Annotated in this window: 12 protein-coding genes; 6 read left to right on the top strand and 6 right to left on the bottom strand. The window is 38.1% G+C overall.

Annotation, left to right across the window (positions count from 1 at the left end; translation table 11 throughout):
• Positions 1-52: 52 nt before the first annotated feature.
• A complete protein-coding gene (gene smc / locus AAC073_RS15870; RefSeq protein WP_339924769.1) occupies positions 53-3,613 on the bottom strand; it encodes a chromosome segregation protein SMC in 3,561 nt (1,186 codons plus the stop codon).
• 495 nt (positions 3,614-4,108) lie between these two features.
• On the opposite strand from smc, the gene AAC073_RS15865 reads away from it, so the two are divergent.
• On the top strand, positions 4,109-4,588 hold the full coding sequence (locus tag AAC073_RS15865) for a polymer-forming cytoskeletal protein (protein WP_339924768.1): 480 nt from the start codon (positions 4,109-4,111) through the stop codon (positions 4,586-4,588).
• A gap of 191 nt (positions 4,589-4,779) precedes the next feature.
• On the opposite strand, the gene AAC073_RS15860 is transcribed toward AAC073_RS15865, so the two are convergent.
• Complete coding sequence (locus AAC073_RS15860; RefSeq protein ID WP_339924767.1) at positions 4,780-5,319, bottom strand: hypothetical protein; 540 nt, start codon at positions 5,317-5,319, stop codon at positions 4,780-4,782.
• 290 nt (positions 5,320-5,609) lie between these two features.
• Here AAC073_RS15860 and AAC073_RS15855 point away from each other — a divergent pair, with 290 nt between their 5' ends.
• From AAC073_RS15855 to AAC073_RS15840, 4 genes are all read left to right on the top strand, one after another.
• Positions 5,610-6,116 carry a hypothetical protein gene (locus AAC073_RS15855; RefSeq protein WP_339924766.1) on the top strand — a complete coding sequence of 169 codons (507 nt, stop codon included), beginning with the start codon at positions 5,610-5,612 and terminating at the stop codon, positions 6,114-6,116.
• Between the two features lie 50 nt (positions 6,117-6,166).
• Positions 6,167-7,363, top strand: coding sequence for an Nramp family divalent metal transporter (locus AAC073_RS15850; protein WP_339924765.1), 1,197 nt, complete (start codon positions 6,167-6,169; stop codon positions 7,361-7,363).
• Positions 7,364-7,443: 80 nt separating this feature from the next.
• Positions 7,444-8,460 (top strand): NAD(P)-dependent oxidoreductase, encoded by a 1,017-nt coding sequence (locus AAC073_RS15845; protein ID WP_339924764.1) that lies wholly within the window; start codon positions 7,444-7,446, stop codon positions 8,458-8,460.
• A gap of 10 nt (positions 8,461-8,470) precedes the next feature.
• A complete protein-coding gene (locus AAC073_RS15840; protein ID WP_339924763.1) occupies positions 8,471-9,532 on the top strand; it encodes a dihydrodipicolinate synthase family protein in 1,062 nt (353 codons plus the stop codon).
• Between the two features lie 7 nt (positions 9,533-9,539).
• Here AAC073_RS15840 and AAC073_RS15835 read toward each other — a convergent pair whose 3' ends face one another.
• Positions 9,540-10,766, bottom strand: a complete 1,227-nt coding sequence (locus tag AAC073_RS15835) for a sialidase (protein ID WP_339924762.1) — start codon at positions 10,764-10,766, stop codon at positions 9,540-9,542.
• A gap of 200 nt (positions 10,767-10,966) precedes the next feature.
• Between AAC073_RS15835 and AAC073_RS15830 the strand changes: the two genes are divergently transcribed.
• A complete protein-coding gene (locus AAC073_RS15830) occupies positions 10,967-13,099 on the top strand; it encodes a hypothetical protein (protein ID WP_339924761.1) in 2,133 nt (710 codons plus the stop codon).
• 391 nt (positions 13,100-13,490) lie between these two features.
• Here the strand turns inward: AAC073_RS15830 and AAC073_RS15825 are convergent, their stop codons facing one another.
• From AAC073_RS15825 to AAC073_RS15815, 3 genes are read right to left on the bottom strand one after another with little or no spacing between them, the layout of a single operon-like run.
• Positions 13,491-14,198, bottom strand: coding sequence for a DUF1080 domain-containing protein (locus AAC073_RS15825; protein ID WP_339924760.1), 708 nt, complete (start codon positions 14,196-14,198; stop codon positions 13,491-13,493).
• Positions 14,199-14,221: 23 nt separating this feature from the next.
• Entirely contained in the window at positions 14,222-15,610 is a 1,389-nt protein-coding gene (locus AAC073_RS15820) for a neutral/alkaline non-lysosomal ceramidase N-terminal domain-containing protein (RefSeq protein ID WP_339924759.1), read from the bottom strand.
• Between the two features lie 27 nt (positions 15,611-15,637).
• Positions 15,638-17,701 (bottom strand): BNR-4 repeat-containing protein, encoded by a 2,064-nt coding sequence (locus tag AAC073_RS15815; RefSeq protein ID WP_339924758.1) that lies wholly within the window; start codon positions 17,699-17,701, stop codon positions 15,638-15,640.
• Positions 17,702-17,733: the final 32 nt, after the last annotated feature.

Raw genomic sequence — 17,733 nt, 5'->3', positions numbered from 1 at the left:
CCCACTCAATTCACCTAAATCTCCTCTTTTTTATTTTCTAAGCAGACCCTACTTATTCTGGTGAAGCCTCCTCATCTACCAACTCTCTCAAATCTACAGGCACAACTCTGGAGACACCTGTTTCTATCATGGTAATGCCGTAAATTATATCTGTACTTGCCATGGTTCGCTTATTATGGGTGACAATGATAAATTGGGACTCATTCGAGAATTTCTGAATGATTTGGTTGAATTTATCAATATTGGCATCATCTAATGGCGCATCTACCTCATCGAAAATACAAAATGGTGCAGGTTTTAGCAGATAGATGGAAAACAACAAGGAAGTGGCTGTCAATGTCTTTTCACCACCTGATAGTTGATTGATAGATAATGGACGTTTGCCTTTGGGCTTAGCGATGATCTCTATACTACTTTCCAAGGGCATATCCGGGTCAGTCAGCTTTAAGTCGCAATCATCTTCTTCAGTAAACAAAGAACGAAAGACCTTAACGAAGTTGATTTTTATCTTTTCAAAAGCATCTGTAAAAGTTTCTTTTGCTACTTGATCAATTTCTTGAATGGTAGACATCAGTGATTCTTTTGCTTTGATGAGGTCATCTTTTTGAGTGGTAATGAAAGTGTGACGCTCCTTAATTTCGTCGTAGGCTTCCATTGCCATGGGGTTTATCGGCCCTATTTTTTCTAACTTTGATTTTGATTTTTGGACTTCTTCTCTCAAAGTGCTCTCCGTTTTTGATGCATGTTCCTCGTCTAATTCCGGATTTTCTTCCATGATCTGATCCAGGTCCAGCTCAAATTCCACACTCAGCCTTTCTTTGATTGCGTTAAGCTTAAGGTTTATTTCATTGGCAGATTGCTTTAGATCCATCAATAAATTATCCGATTGCTCTTTTCTCCGTTGAATTTCTCTGATTGATTTTTCTACTTCATCTATTGCTCCTCTAGAGGCATAGTAGTCTTTCTCAGCCTCATTTACACCAGATTCAATGCGCTCTTTCTCGCTGTAAAGTTCAATAAGCTCGTCATCCTTAACTTCATTGTTGTCAATTAATGACTTAATTTCTTGCTCAGTTTGGCCCATTTCACCTTGCGCTTTTTCGATTCGCTGTTTGCTACTTTCGTAAGTACTTTGTTTGAAGGTGATTTCCTGAGCGATACTTTGAAGTTTGTTTAATTGTTGATGGTAAAGAATGTTCTCTTCATTGTATTGAGAAGACCTGTGGGAGAGTTCTTCTGAAGCTTCCTGTAAGTCGGAATTTATATTGTTAATTTCTTCCTCCAGGTACTCAAAGGCTTCTTTTTCTTCCTTTAACAAAGGCCCTAGATTTTCCAATTCCTCAGTAAGCGTGAAGATTTTCTCTTCGATATCTTCTTTTTTATTGGCGTTTGAGGTGAGCATTTCAGCCAACTGCTCCTTCTTGGTTTTAATTGAAACATAATCCTGATTCAACTCATTTACAATCGCTTGTTTTTCTTCTATCGCATGTTTAAAATTAACCGCTTTTAATTTAGAAAGTTCGGCAGTTCTCTTATCTAGGTTGGCCCTGGTTTCGTTAATCTTTTTTTGTAGAATTTTAATGTCTTTTTCCAACTTTTCAAGATTCTTAGCCCTACCTATCCTTTTGCCCTCAAATAACCCCACTGAACCACCAGAAATGGTGAACTTTCGATCGATAAATTTCCCGCTTTCTGTAATAAATATTCCTTCTTGGGTTTTTGGTACTTGGTGAATGTCTCCAGCAAATATGTAAACATCGTCCAATAAATAAGCCACCAGTGGTGCATATTTTGAATCATATTCTATAATTTCTGTAGCTGCTACAGCGTCAGGAAAAAGCTTGTTTTGGCTTGCCCTGAATTTTTCGAATCTTTCAAGCACAAAGAAATGTGCTTTTCCCTTGCCCGAATCACTCAAAAGTTTCACTGCCGTAATGGCCTCTAAATCATTGTCCACCACATAATAATTCATGTAGTTCTCTAAAAAATTTTCTATGGTAACCCTGTACTTTTCATCCGTAGTGATGATATCTGAAAGCAAGGGCATGTTTTTGCCCCATTGACTGTTTTTTCTCAAAAACTTAATGGCCTCTGGAAAACCCTCCAGGTTGTCAACCAAGGATTTGGTAAGTTGGAATTCATTGCTTTTGGCATCCAGTTTACGGTTCACCTGTGTGAGCTCTTCCCTTATCAATTCCTGCATTCTGCTGGTCTCTTCCTGCTTTGCTAGGTGAGCGGCTTCTTCACTCTTGAGAATCTCAAAGGCCTTGTTTTCTTTGTCTAATTGGGACTTGATTAGTTGAAGTTTCTCCTCAAACCCTGCTAAATTTTCTATCTGACTGTTGTCATCCGTAGCTGTTTTTTCCAACTCCTGCTTTATAGTAGTAAGTTGTATTTGTTTAATTTCCTGGCTTTTAGACAATTGGTACATTTCGTCGCGTTTGCGGGCGAAAGTGCTTTGCATTACCTTTTGTTTTTCTAAAGAGGCATTGTGCATTGCCTTCTTTTCCTCATAAACGGCTTTTAATTCATTTACAGTGATTTCTTTTTCATTGGTAAGTTTTTCTGAAATCCTTTGTTCTTGCTCAAGAGATTTTATACTGAAGCCTGCTCTTTCATTGCTTTTTTTGTCCTGTTCAATTTGCTCGCGCAATTGATGAGACTTGTCTTGAAGGAACCTTAGTCTTTCATTCTTTATTTTTTTATCACTTTCAAATTGACGAATTTTATTGACATGTTCATTTAAGGCTTTTTGTCTACTTCCCAGTAGCTTTTCCTTGTTGATCATTTCTGATTTAAGATTTTCCAGAAATGCGTCTTTATTCGCCAATGTTGCACTCAATTGAACCTTTTGATCATTTTCAGCTTCTAGCTTATTGTTCAGATTTATAAGAGAATCCCGTTGGTCGAAGACGCCTTTTTTAGCAAGTGCGATACTGGCTGATTTATAATCCTTCTTTATCTCAAAATACTTGGTCGCCTGCCGCGCTTGTTTTTCTAATGATTTTAAGTTTTTTTCTATTTCAAACAGCAAGTCCTCAACCCTATCGAGGTCATCATCCGTGTCTCCTAATTTCTTTAGTGTTTCTTTTTTTCTTGTTTTGAATTTAGATATACCAGCTGCTTCCTCAAATAATTCTCTTCTGGAATTGTTTTTATCATTGAGCAATTCATCGATCATTTTTAATTCTATTATAGCATAGCTATTAGAATTGATCCCTGTATCCATGAATAGGTTTGTAATGTCTTTTAAACGACAGGTGATGTCATTCAATAAATATTCGCTTTCTCCAGAGCGGTAGTATCGTCTTGTTATAGTGACATGGGTGTATTCTGTGGGAAGTAAGTTTTTGGTGTTTTCAAAGGTCAGCGAAACTTCAGCCATATTGAGTTGCTTTCTGTTTTTGGTGCCATTAAAGATGACATTTTCCATCTTGTCAGAACGCAACATCCTGGTCTTCTGCTCTCCAAGTACCCACCTGATGGCATCTACAACATTTGATTTTCCACAACCATTAGGGCCCACTATTCCAGTGATTCCTTTGTCAAAGTGGATCATCACCTTGTCGCCAAAACTTTTAAAACCTCTGATTTCTAACTTGGAGAGTTGCATGTAGTAGATTTAAACCTAAACAAATTTAACCTAATCCATTCAATTTTCAAACGTGTAAAATTGTAGGCCTATAACTGCCCTTGATTACTAGGGAATACTTGAGGCATAATCTGTTTAAATTGGATAATTTGGAATACTTAACCCTTAATGTCGATTACTTGAAAAAGTTTAGATGGTTTTTTCTAGATAGAAAAGGTTTAAAATAAACCCTCGAATTAATTTTAAATTACTGGTTTTCAATTTTTTTTGAATTAAATATCCTTAAAAATGGCGCTTAAAATTGTCGAAATAATCAATTAATTAATTGAAAAAGGCTAATTAATGGGTTAAAGTGATATTATATAAATAATGCTAATTAAAAAAGGTTTATTTAATTATGGACGAAAGAAAATTGCAGTTATCAGTAGCTTAACAAATGGAATTGTAATCTAATGGCAAGTTTTGTTTATTTGCTTTTTGCATACCTGAATTTAATAGTGTAAATAAAAAGCATTAATGAGGACTCCGAAAAACACCAATAAAATGACGATTCACCCATTGGGTTTTGTTTCCTTTTTTTTGCGTGGATTTAGGGTAATAGGGAATGTATTCACAGAAAATGACCTTAGGGTTGAAGGAATTATCCAAGGCAATATTAAAACCATAAAAAAAATTATCATTGGCGAATCAGGACAAGTAATTGGTGATATAGAAGGTGCTGAAGTTGTTATTTTAGGGGAGGTTATAGGTAAGGTAATAGGTTCTAAAACCATTATCGTTGGAAGTAAAGGGCTACTTCACGGAGCTGCCATCACGGATGATTTACAGGTGGAATGTGGGGCAGAAATAGATGCAAGTATTCAAAAATACAACGCACTTATAAAGGAGGTGAATTTAGAACTTTCGCCTGAAATAGACATGGGGAAAGATGAAGCGAAAAAGGCGATAAATCCCCAGGATAAAGAACTGATTTCAAAGATTGCGATACTAAATTAATTCACATCGAATAAAGTGTTTTTATAAATATTTATTGTATTAATTTTTTTGATTTTTTCATACAGTTCCCTATCATCCTTATCCCAAGTGGATGCACCTGTTCGTGAAAGCATATTATTAGCACTATAGCCGGACCAATTTTTTCCATTGGTACTATTCAACTACTGCTTAATGATTTACCTGATTAGGTATTAATTTTCTAGGCGATTAATTGAATTTGCAAAGTTTTGATCAGACAACACCATTTTAGAAGCCAATTCCACAATGTTTTCAAGGTTATTGTTTTTAGTGTCATCGCCGTTAATTATCGATTGCGTATTTCCCATCTTATCGATAAAATAAATAGGATTGTCAATTAAAATCTCTTTTGAAAGCATTTCTTCCAGATTTTTTTTCACTTCATTTTTTGGTAAATAATAGATAGGGAAAATCAAACAATCCTCCATGTGTGAATTGAGCCAATTGACACAAAATAAATGTTCCTCAAAAGTGTTTTTGTTAAACCCGATGAGATGAAAGTTTAGTTTCTTAAGTTGTTTTAAGGCCGATTCAAACCTATTTCGACCTTCTGCTGTCTTTGGGATTAAAACAGAAGGGTTGGTGCAAATTATAATTCTTTTATTTTCGATTATGGACTTTAAATTGACATTTCCATAGCGTGTTTTTACGATTACGTTAGGAAAGGCGATGGTTTTTCCGCCTAGCGTGTTATTTATGGGGTTCGTTTTCATGGTAGGATTTGGTTTTGTTAACTGAAAGCTTGTGTTAAACAATACTATAATTTAAGCAAAATTAGTTTAATTATTAATAGAAAAATTTAAATTTTATGAATATCTGACTAAAATCATGTATTGAGTTAACTTTAATCTTAATATTTTTAATTAGGATATTGAATCTCCATGGACAGGTCAATGGTATTTTCTGGAAAAACCATTAAACCTCAATTATTGATACCTATCAAAAAAATAGCCTCATACCGGATTATTTTTGTAAATTTATTTTTAAATCATCCTATAGGTTCATGGACAGTAGTACAGTATTCTATATTATTGCAGTAATCATTTATTTTATTTACACTTCTTTTGCTAAAAAGAAGGCAGATAATGAAGCCCCAGAAATGGGCGAAAATGATAATGTTCCTAATCAAGGACCTTCCTTCGAAGAACTATTGCGGGAGATACGAAGTGAACAACACCAGGATGCTCCGGAGGAAACTGAAGAGGAATTAGTTGAGCCAACTCCAAGAAGAGGATATCAAGAATTAACTAAGACGGACGAATATGCTGAGGAAGTGAAACCTTTAGCAAAAGAAAGAGAATACAATCGAGCATATCGGGATGTTCGTCAACCTTTAGTTAAACTAGATGATCAGGTTGATATTGAAAATGATGAAAAACTTTTAGGGGAGGTTGTTGATGTAGCTGGAGAGTACCAAAATGGAAATAAATACGCTAAGCTTCTGAAAAACCCTGAAACCATAAAAGAGGCAGTTGTATTGGCTGAAGTTTTTAATAGAAGGCATTTTTAGATTTACAAAGAAACAATTCATTCATAACAAAACTTCGTAGAATTACACATATGATCCAACGTTGGTTAAAATCTTTGGGCCCTGGACTAATTACCGCCGCATTGGTATTTGGTCCTGGTAGTCTTACAATTACTTCCAAATTGGGAGCTGTTTATGGCTTTCATTTACTTTGGGTAATTGTAATTGCAGCATTGTTAATGTTAGCTTTTACAGGAATGGGGGCAAGGATAGGTATGGCTTCCGAGTTTTCACTTATCACTTTATTTAGAAATAAATGGGGAAAGGCTGCGGCCTTAGTGGCAGGAATAAGTGTGTTTTTCGTAACTGCAGCCTTCCAGGCTGGCAATACAGTAGGGGCAGGATTAGCTTTGTCTGAATCCTTAGGGCAAACCAATAGCTTATGGATTATAGTGATTTCCTTAATGGCTATTTCATTGCTATTTTTCAAGTCTTTCTATAAAATCCTAGAAAAAGTAATGATGCTAATGGTTGGGATTATGCTCGTCTCTTTCCTATTCACCATAATTATTGCTCCACCAGCTTGGGATGAGGTATTGTCGGGATTGAGCCCAAGTATCCCTCAAGGTTCCTTTATATTGGTAATAGCCTTGGTCGCTTCGAGTTTTTCTATTGCAGGCGCTTTCTATCAATCTTATCTGGTACAAGAAAAAGGATGGAAAAAGGAGGAATCTAAGGATGCTCTACGAGAAAGTTATACTGGTATAATCATACTTGGTCTAATTTCATCAATGATTATGATTAGTGCCGCTACCATATTATATCCAAAAGGAGTGACAGTGACCTCTGCAGGAGATATAGGAATGGCCCTTGAGCCTGTTTATGGAAAATTTTCCTTTATGGTTTTTATGGTTGGCTTATTTGGGGCTTCATTTTCCTCCTTATTAGGTAATGCAAGTATTGGAGGTACATTGCTATCCGATGCCTTGTCCTTAGGTAGAAATTTAAATAGCACCCCAGTGAAACTTTTGATTTCACTTATCATTTTAATTGGCGCTGGTATAGCATTGATTTTTGGAAGGCTGCCACTTGAATTAATTGTATTCGCCCAAGGGATTACCATATTTGCAGTGCCTTTTATAGGCTTAGGTTTGTTTCTGATTGGTAACGATACCAATATTATGGGACCTTTGAAAAACAATGCCTTCAGTAATGTCGTCGCAATTATCGGTTTATTGGTGCTCTTTACTTTGGCCATAAGTAACGCTTATTCTATGTTTTTTGCATAAACCGTATTCATCAGGCCAATTGATATTTATTCGAATAAAAATGGATAATTTATAAACCACTAAAAATTACTACTAAATAAATGAAATCTATAGAAGAATTAGAGGAGATACTTAGCAAGCCTACAGCCGCTCTGGTTGAGGACATAAAAAAAATTAATGGAGACATCCTCATTTTAGGCGTTGCAGGAAAAATGGGGCCAAGCCTTGCAAAACTTGCAAGCAGAGCATGTAAAGATGCAGGTGTAAATAAAAAGGTAATTGGTGTCTCCAGATTTTCTGATCCCAAGATGAAAACAGATCTTGAGAACCATGGTGTAACTTGTATTGCCGCAGACTTATTGGATGATAAGGCCTTACAAGCTTTACCAGAAGCTGAAAATGTAATCTACATGGCAGGCAAAAAGTTTGGTACAACAGGACAGGAGCATTCTACTTGGGCGATGAATGCCTATTTACCGGGAAGAGTTGCGACAAAGTACAAAAATTCTAAAATTGTGGTGTTTTCAAGTGGAAACATATATCCTTTTATGCATTATGCATCAGGAGGAGCTTTGGAATCAACTCCGCCAGAGCCAATCGGAGAATATGCACAATCTTGCCTTGGAAGAGAACGTGTTTTTGAATATTTCAGCCATCAATACAACATCCCTATGCTGATGTATCGGTTGAATTATGCAATAGACATGCGTTATGGTAATCTACTGGAAATATGCAAGATGGTAAATACCGAAAAGCCAATCAATTTGAGGAGTGGCCATATGAACGTTATCTGGCAGGGCGACGCAAATGAGATTGCCATCAGGTCTTTGCTACATACCACTAGTCCTCCTAAAATATTGAATGTAACTGGACCTGAAACGATCAGTATCAAGCAAGTGGCAGAAAAGTTTGGGGAGTTGTTGAATAAGAAACCAGTGTTTATCAATGAACCTGAGCCAAATGTTTTGTTAAACAATGCCGCTCTTTGTCACCAGCTTTTCGGGTACCCCACTGTATCCTTGTTGACAATGATTGAGATGACTGTTCAATGGGTGCAGCAGGACGGAGAAACTTTGAATAAACCAACCCATTTCCAGGAAAGAGAAGGAAAATTTTAATTATAAAATAATGAGTGAATTAAATCCCGCTATCAAGCAATTATTACATGATGGAACTGTCATACCTGCCCATCCATTGGCTTTAAATGCAGAAAGAAAACTTGATGAGAAACACCAACGGGCGCTTTCTCGCTATTACATTGCCTCAGGAGCAGGTGGAATTGCTGTTGGGGTACACAGTACCCAATTTGAGATTAGAGAAGAAAAGTACGGACTCTTCGAACCGGTACTAAGAATGGCCATGGAAGAGGTCAAGGCAGCTGCTATAGAAAGACCTTTTGCAATGGTGGCAGGAATAGTTGGCGGTACTGATCAGGCAGTGGCAGAAGCCAAATTGGCAAAAGAATTGGGATACGACCTGGGTTTGTTGAGTGCTGGAGGATTGGGCGATTGGTCGGAAAAAGATTTGATAAAAAGGGCTGAAAAAGTAGCAGAGGTTATTCCAATTTTTGGTTTTTACCTTCAGCCTTCTGCAGGAGGCCGCTTGTTAAGTTATGACTTTTGGAAGGATTTTGCAGACATCCCTAATGTTCAGGCGATAAAAATGGCACCTTTCAATAGGTACCAGTCTTTGGATGTGGTAAGGGCAGTATGCTCCTCTAGTCGACATGAGGAAATCGCGATGTATACAGGGAATGATGACAATATAGTAGCAGATCTCCTTACCCCTTTTACTTTTGTAGTCGATGGCAAAAAAATCACTAAAAGAGTTGCTGGAGGATTGCTTGGACATTGGGCAGTATGGACGACTAAAGCGGTTGCCCTTATGGAAAAAATAAAAGAATGTAGGGACAATGACTTGTCAGGTATGGAAGTATTACTAGAATTGGGTGTACAAATTACAGATTCAAATGCTGTAATCTTTGATCCTAAGCACCAATTCAAAGGATGTATTCCTGGTATTCACGAAATACTGAGACGTCAGGGATTGCTTGAAGGCACTTGGTGCCTCAATCCTGGTGAAGTACTATCACCTGGTCAATCAGAAGAAATTGATCGTGTTTACAAAGCTTACCCATGGTTGAATGACGATGAGTTTGTTAAGAACAATCTCAAGAAATTTCTTTCCTAGTGATGGATTAGGGTGCTAGAAAATATTCAAAGAAATTGTAAATGATTTCATTGGATGCTGGATTAGGAGAATGATCAGGGCGATTACTCATGCCCACTCTATCTCTTTTACCGTATAAGGCATTTGCCTTGACGCTATAATTCAGCGGCACCCAGCGATTCTCCCCGTCCTCGGCACCACCTGAGACCAGAAATGGACGGGGAGCCATCAACACATGAAGTTCATGCAGGTCTCTTCCTTCCTTCAAAAGTTGAGGGTACAAACCCCTGGCAGGATTTTCGTTAGTTGGAACACCTCTCTCTCTTCTAGGTCTTGGGTGATATCCCAGGTACCAAGGCTCCCAATAATTGACGCTTGGTCTCGTTTGTTCAAAAACGATTCCAGGGTCCGACCAGGCTGCAGCAGCAAACTTTTCAAACAGGCAGGAAGCAAACATTGCCCATTTTCCTCCGTAGCTGTGGCCCATAATCCCTATTTTATCCTTATTAACTTCCGGCATGTCGGCCAATAAATACCAGGCATTTGCAGCAGCGTAAGCAAGTAAAGAAAGTGGTTGAACTGAAGCACTATCAATGTGTGGGTAGTACAAGGAATAGGTACTGTTGTCAGACGTTTCAGTGGACCCAATCGAGAGTGTAACAAATCCTCTTTTGACCAATTGTAATGCAAAATCTCTGTCTGCTTTGCCTTCTCCTATTGCTGTTTCAGGTTCATAATACACGGTGACCACAGCAGGAAGGTTATTGGCCTCATGTGGCAGCAATAAATAGCCTTCGCTCATTTGACCAGGGATCCATTCAAAACGAATTCTTTTTTTGATATGATCTGGTTTATTGATGGTTTCAAGGATTTTATAATTTGGTTTTACAATCAAATCTGGCCATTCACCCATACGGGTATGCCATGAGTTTAAAATTTCAACCCTTCTTTTCTTCCATTCTTCTAAAGTGGATACCCGGCTATTGTCTTCAAAAATAAACGGGTCTTTATAATTCCCTTTTACCTCTTCGTATTTAGCGGGTACCGTGAAGTAGGGTGCCAATTTATTCCAGTCAACTCTTTTTTTGAGAGGGTCTTGAATGGTATCACCATCAGCTTTTTTGTCAATGTGTTTCCAATGAAGCGGGGTTCTAATTTCCACCAAAATGGAATCATTAATACTTACTGCATGTAAGGATGGAATGTTTAACCCAAGAAAGGTGAATAAGAGGAATGATAAATATTTGACAGGCATTTTCCAGTATTAATTATGTTTATTTAAAGGTAAGGATTTCAGTCCTTAAAGTCCTTAAAAAGCCATGTTTTTACTGTCCTAAATAAGGCTCCTATTAGTGAAAAGTGTAATTATACCGCTGATACAATATTTTATAAAAGGGTTGACGATATATGCAGAATTGGCCTATATTGGGGTTTTTAATACAAATAACTCAATTCATGCTTCGATTCTGGCTTTTAATTTTGATTTCTGCTTTTATTAATTCGTGTAACCTTACCTCAAAGGATAAAATTCATGTGATAGGTTCGGAGGATAGCGATCTAATACATTGGCTGAAAGGAGAGGGGTACCCATTTGAGTTCCACACTGAAATAATGCCTGCCGTAGAAGCTATGGAGAAGGGAGCTATTTTAATGGTGCTCTCTACAGACTATCCCAAAAAAAGGGTATCTGTACCCGAAGGCTTCTTTACTACTGTTCAGCAAAAGAACATCAAGTTTTACCTGGAGTTTCCTGAAGATTTTGAAGGCCTGGAAAGCAATGGGGAAGTCTTGAAGACAAGGCTTGAAAGGGCAGTGGTGGTGTCTGATGAATTTGGTGATGAGTTGAATCGAATGAAGATATTGGGCATTAATGATTGTCATGTTATTTCGGCTGAAGTTAGTGACCCCTTGCTAGTGGTTGCGAAAGTTGCAGGCCTTGACAGCGCCGTATACGGATTAGAGGGAGTGCCAGTGTATCCATTATTGTTCAAAAAGGACCAAGGGTTTATAGCTCTTAGTAAGTTGTCAGATTTTGCTAAAGGTAGATTTGGACCCGAAGCCCATTGGAAAATTTTATGGTCTCATATAGTTTCAGAACTTACTGGGGAAAGTGATTTTAGTTATAATTCCTGGCCTCGAAATGTTGAACCAGCCTTCAATGCCACGGAATCTTTGTCACATACTGATAAAATGAACAGTGTTAGAAATGGGGTGGATTGGTTTGATAAAGGTAAATTCTACATCGCCAAGGAATGGAAGGACTATTGGCTAAAATACCAAGGAGATGGGACCAACCCTATAGGTCCACTTGTTCCCGAAAAGTATGCTTCAGGAGATGGCTCTGAAGGTTTGCTAGAAGGACATTCCTCAAATATTTTTTATGATGGTACTCAGCAATATCGTTATTGGATCAGGGCAGATGTGCAAGGGGAAGGGGCTTATGCTTTGGCTGCAGCAGCCAATCTTTTGGGTGAGCCCTCCTTTAATGTTAAAGCAGAAAACTTAGTTAAATTTTTATATAGAGAAAATCTTACCAACGGGCCTCGCAATAATCCTGACTCCGCTGCTTATGGATTAATAGGTTGGTCAAACACGCATCCTTTTGTTTATTATGGAGATGATAACGCGCGAGCAATTCTAGGAGTAATAGGTGCCATGGCACACATGCAAAAAGAAGACTGGAATGAAGAAATGACAGAAGCAATTTTGGCTAACTTCAGGACAACTGGACAGAATGGTTTTAGGAGCAACCGTTTAAACAATACCAATCTGCACCAATTGGGATGGAAGCATTACTGGAATCAAGAGACCATTAACCCTGCACCGCATTTTGAATCATGGATGTGGGCAAATTATTTATGGTTGTATGACAAAACAGGATATGAACCTTTACTTACCAAAGCTAAAAAAGGGATTGAAATCACAATGGAAAGCTATCCTCAGGATTGGCTATGGACCAATGGTATTCAGCAAGAGCGCGCAAGAATGATTTTACCACTGGCCTGGTTGGTCAAAGTAGAGGATACTCCTAAGCATAGAGAATGGCTAGATAAAATTGTAAGCAAGCTTTTGGAAAATCAAGTTGAAAGTGGGGCAATTAGAGAAGAATTGGGTGGTGCCGATAAAGGGAGGTATGGCAGAACTTCTTCCAACCAAGAATATGGGCTCCATGAGGCACCTTTGATATTTGAAAATGGTGATCCCATTGCTGATATGTTGTATACGAGTAATTTCGCCTTTTTCAGCCTTAATGAAGCAGCTCATGCAACCAATAATCCTGAATATTTTAAAGCCTTGGAGAAATTATCTGATTTTTTAACAAGGATACAAGTTAAAAGTGACACCATTAAAGATTTGGATGGCGCATGGTTTAGAGGCTTTGATTATGAGCGATGGGAGTATTGGGCATCCAATGCTGATTCTGGTTGGGGCGCATGGGGAACACTCACAGGATGGACGCAAAGCTGGATAGTGGCCACGCAAGTTTTGGTTTTACAGGAACAAAGTTATTGGGAGCTGACGAAAAACTCAAAAATTGGGGAAAGTTTCGATGAAAAATCAAGCCTGATGCTTGAAGAATACAAGTAGGAATTTATCGTAATTCCTTTGATTGAACCATTTATTGCCAAAGCTTAGGAATGGTTCAAGTGGGATGTTTAAGTCCGGATTATATCATGGGATTTACCCGCCCTGACGATAGTCAGGGCTAATGCCTGTTCCCTGTTTACGGGCACTGCTGTAATCGTAATAAAATCAGGCTGTTTTTGTCCGCAGCGGCGGATCAGCATGCAATAGATTGCCTACTTTGGGTTCAATAAACCAGTATTAAAAAATCCCTGAAGCTGACCAGCTTCAGGGATTTTTTAATAATTTGCTATACCAAATATTTACCAATTGATGGTTAGGTGCATGGGGGTATAAACTTTAACCTTAGACAGCTTCGGCTTTCATCCACATTCAATTTGAAAATTATTTTAGGCTAAAGCTTTTTAATTTTTATATTTCTGAAAAAGACTTTGTCTCCGTGGTCTGTGATTAAAATATGGCCTTCTTCTAGCTCCCCATAATTTTTGTCATCTTTAAATTTATTGGCAGTCTTTTTCTTTAAGTAGTCTTTACTTCCTCTGGTGTAACTCACTAATTTCTTACCATTCAACCAATGGCTAACCTTATTTCCTTTGGCCACAATTTTACCCTCATTCCATCTTCCATGAGGGTTTAGTTGCTTATTTTTGGGAGGGTAGAACAGGTAAGCTGCTCCTGTGGAAGTAGTTCCATTGGGATCTTCCTTAACACCTTCGTAATTGTAATCATCGATAATTTGGTATTCAGGTCCGTTTAACTTTGATTCCCCAGATTTTTCATTGTAAATATTACCTACAAAATACTTAATTCCGCTATTGGCATTTTCGGTTAGGTTAAATTCGAAAACCAGCTCAAAATCACTGTACTTTTCTTTAGTGATAATGTCTCCGCCACCTTTTCCTTCCATAAAGAGCATACCATCTTCCACTATCCATCCTTTAATGGGAGAGGATGGGGCATTCTTTGATTGCCATTTATCTAAAGCGCCACCATCAAATAAGACCTCATAACTTGCTGATTGGGCAAACAATTCACGGTTAAGGGAGGTGCTTAGTAGCACTGTCATTGCTAATGCGAAAATCTTAAAAGTATATTTTTTCATGTTTTTTAAGCTCGAAATGCCTTCTATTTAGTAGGGTGAATAGCTAATTTACTGGCCAGTCCATCAAATGCAGATAGAATTTGTGCCTCTAATCCTGTTTTCCATTTACTAGGCAGGCCATAAACCATTTGTGCAGTGTGTCCCTCGTATCCTCCTTCTTTAAGGACGATTTCGGTCGGTATATAACTCATTACATCATTTGTATAGGTCATGACAAATATATCAGGGCCATACTTTTCTTTGAGCTTATTGGCATATCCTATCGTTACCTCGCCTCCCATCGTGAAAATAGACTGGTTACCCATTTTTATAATTTGCACAGGGAATGGATAAGAGGATGGGAGGGTATTCCCAGCTTCTATTTCTCTAAGCATCCGTTCTGCCCATCTTTTCATATAACCACTTTGCTCGTTGATTATTTTATTAAGTTCAGCCTTGCTTGGAGCTTCTTCTAGGGCCAGGTCTATTTCTGTATAGGCAGATCCTAAATCAGCCTCTAAAGGTTTCATTTCTTCAGAGAGCACCCTTTCTACAGTAGCCGCCAAGACTGTTCCATATTGCTTTGCCAAAGGAAGAGTTCTTCTAGGAAGCGGGTTTTGATCGCCACCAGCTCCCTGGAAAAACATGGCCATCGCTCCTGGGTAGTTTTTCTCGACTACTTCCTGAGCATAACCTGGATAATCTCCAGACCATTCGTAACCGCTCAGTACAGTAGGATGGCAAGCATAGCCAAATAGTACTGTAGTGATTTGGTCATTTTCATCCAGTACTTTTAACACAGGAACAGCATGATCCATTGGACCATTTAAATTGGTTGACAAATGAACTTCGCTCTCCTTATTGTTTCTTCTATTGACCTGAAATCTAGCCGTGCCATTGTTAGAATATACTTTGGAGGGCTTCATATTGGAAAGTGCCTTGCCTATGCTTTTCACTATTTCTTCCTGAAGATTATCGGTGTATTTTTCCACATCATTTCGTTGCTGTGAATTCATTGGGTAAATGTCAAAAAGAGATTTACCTAATACAGGTGCTGAATGGGTGTGACTGCTGTTTAGCACAATTTGAGATTTTTGAAGGCCAAACTGATGAATGGCTGAATTGCGTATTCCATCAGACAAATTCTTAGGCAAACCCAATAGATCTGAAGTAACGATTACGGTTTTATATCCTTTTGCATCTTCCAATGCCAATACCTTTACCCATAATTCCCCATATTTTCCTTCCGATGTATGGTCCCTATGGCCATAACCAGCCATCCATAAAGAAGATTTCGGCGTAATGTTTATTTTAGCTGTTCCGGTTTTCCATGTATTTGATTTTTGGGCAAAACCTTGAAATGTAGTAGACATACAAATAAACAGTAAGGCAGTAAATAAGATTTGTTGATGAGATAAAATGAAGCTTTTCATGAGCAGAGGGGTAAGTTAGTGGTTTGCCTATTTTATTTTTAATGTCCAATCAATGGCATTTTTCAGAAATTGGATGAAATAGGGGTGGGTAAAGTCTGTAGGATACCCAAGAGAGGTATAGAAAACCCTGGATTTTCCAAATTTCCTCGTATAAGCTATAGGGTTGGTCTTCCCATCGGAAGTACCGCTTAATATTACTTTAGCCTTATTATCAAGCGTATTTCCGATTAAGTAGAGATTACCTTGACTTTCCCACTTTCCTCCAGGGATATCTTTTAAGATTTTTTTGCCGGGTTTTTGTTTGGTTACAACCTGAGTCGGCTCCCTGGCTGCACCATAGCCCTTGTTTTCATGCCCTAAGACCTCGGGAACAAAATTTTCCCAGTCCTCATATCCTGAAGGAATATCTCCTTCTCTAACGGTAAAGGCATGATTGGCCGTTCTTATGCCTAAGACTGGTTTGCCTGCAGCAATGTGATTTTTTATCAATTGCATTTGATCTGAAGAAAGTGCCACCCTTCTTAAGAAAAAGACCAACAGATCACTATCCATGTTTTTCTCCAATGCTGGGAGCTTAAACTCATTTCTTTTGCCTTCTCCTAAAATCACTTCGGTCTCAAATCCACTTTCTTTTGCTAGTTTCATTGCAAAATAGGGGATGGTGAGATCCGCTTCATAATTGTCAGGATCCTTACTGATAAGAAATGTTATTTTCTTGTTTTCGTTTTTTTTAACCGTTTTTTTTTTCTGGATTACTTTTCCGTAAACCTTGAGCTGATAATCTTTATAAGTAGTATACCTGCCTGTCAGCCACAAAACAATTTCTCGGTTATCATCCGCCAATACGATAGGCCTAAGGTTGTCCTCCTTTGAATTAAAAGTAACAGGAGTAAATTCCCAAGGGCTTTCCTCGTTAAGTCTTTCTCCCCTGAATATTTCGTATCTTCTTTCACCATCTACAAGTAGTGGGTCACCAGTCACTGGATGTACATCACCTGAAAAGTAAAGGATATTTTTGTCTTTGGGGTTTAAGCTAATTAAACCTGTGTATTCATTTTCGCTGGGGTACAAACGACTTCCAGCATAAGCGATTTCATCTTCGATCCATTTTCCACTTTCCCATCTTGCGTAATGGTACCTGTTGTCAAAGCCACCTTTTTCGACATTAAATCTTTCACCTCTTGTTACTGGGTCTTTGGTAACAGAGAACACAAAATAAGGTGATCCGTTATCATCCAGCTGGATGTCACTTGTCCAGCCAATGTCTTCACGTGTTTCAAGGTCACCATCAAATACTATTGTAAAATCAGAAGGTTTGAACTTGCTGTTTTCTGTTGTGCTTAATGGTCCTACTAAGGTACCATCAGATTTATAGGCATTACCATTTTCAATATATCCATGGTATACATTATTATTCATGTGTCTTGGGTGCCCATCCGTGGTAATGAAATGTACACGATTTTTTCCGTCAGAAGCATACCTCAAATAGGACCTTCCAGGAAATTCAAAAAGCCTCCCTCCAAATGTCCAGCTATCTCCATAGTCTTTAGAGACCATATAATGTGGGTTGTTGCCATTTCCTCTAAAAAAATTATAGGTTAAATCAGCCTCTTCCAAATAATAGGTGTTGGAATAACAAACCTTGGCATTGGCGATAAAAGAAGATTCATCTGTCCATTCACTAATATCGAATGGGTTAACGGTTGTTCTATACCTAACGGAATCGTCATAGGTGTGTCCAGAGTATACGGTTAAAATTTTACCGTCAGGTCTCAACATAAGTGAACCTACGTTGTGATCATCTGCAGGCAAAGAGCCTTCGGTGATTACCGTGGTTTTAGAACTGTAATCATCCAAATTCCACTCGCTAACGGTGTTGTATCCTTTTGCAGTGACTCCAGTGAAAAACACTTTGTTATCAATCAACAGCGCCCTTTCATCCTGAAACCAACACCAGCTACCATCTTCAGCTATTTTCACTGGTTGATAAGGGTCAAAATTTTCCCCTAGTGAACTTTGAGAATAAGTATTTGTAAACTGAAGGAGTATTAAAACTATGGCAAAAAAGAAGTTTTTTGGATGCGTGATCATATTAATAAATTGGATTGGGGGATAAATCTTAC

The sequence above is a fragment of the uncultured Cyclobacterium sp. genome, from assembly GCF_963977555.1.
Taxonomy (GTDB): domain Bacteria; phylum Bacteroidota; class Bacteroidia; order Cytophagales; family Cyclobacteriaceae; genus Cyclobacterium.
This window is presented reverse-complemented; position numbering and strand designations above follow the sequence as displayed.

Excerpts from the sequence above, each read along its gene's own strand:
- AAC073_RS15835 (WP_339924762.1), bottom strand. The coding sequence starts at position 10,766 with ATGCCTGTCAAATATTTATCATTCCTCTTATTCACCTTTCTTGGGTTA.
- AAC073_RS15860 (WP_339924767.1), bottom strand. The coding sequence starts at position 5,319 with ATGAAAACGAACCCCATAAATAACACGCTAGGCGGAAAAACCATCGCC.
- smc (WP_339924769.1), bottom strand. The coding sequence starts at position 3,613 with ATGCAACTCTCCAAGTTAGAAATCAGAGGTTTTAAAAGTTTTGGCGAC.
- AAC073_RS15855 (WP_339924766.1), top strand. The coding sequence starts at position 5,610 with ATGGACAGTAGTACAGTATTCTATATTATTGCAGTAATCATTTATTTT.
- AAC073_RS15820 (WP_339924759.1), bottom strand. The coding sequence starts at position 15,610 with ATGAAAAGCTTCATTTTATCTCATCAACAAATCTTATTTACTGCCTTA.
- AAC073_RS15830 (WP_339924761.1), top strand. The coding sequence starts at position 10,967 with ATGCTTCGATTCTGGCTTTTAATTTTGATTTCTGCTTTTATTAATTCG.
- AAC073_RS15840 (WP_339924763.1), top strand. The coding sequence starts at position 8,471 with ATGAGTGAATTAAATCCCGCTATCAAGCAATTATTACATGATGGAACT.
- AAC073_RS15845 (WP_339924764.1), top strand. The coding sequence starts at position 7,444 with ATGAAATCTATAGAAGAATTAGAGGAGATACTTAGCAAGCCTACAGCC.
- AAC073_RS15850 (WP_339924765.1), top strand. The coding sequence starts at position 6,167 with ATGATCCAACGTTGGTTAAAATCTTTGGGCCCTGGACTAATTACCGCC.
- AAC073_RS15865 (WP_339924768.1), top strand. The coding sequence starts at position 4,109 with ATGAGGACTCCGAAAAACACCAATAAAATGACGATTCACCCATTGGGT.
- AAC073_RS15815 (WP_339924758.1), bottom strand. The coding sequence starts at position 17,701 with ATGATCACGCATCCAAAAAACTTCTTTTTTGCCATAGTTTTAATACTC.
- AAC073_RS15825 (WP_339924760.1), bottom strand. The coding sequence starts at position 14,198 with ATGAAAAAATATACTTTTAAGATTTTCGCATTAGCAATGACAGTGCTA.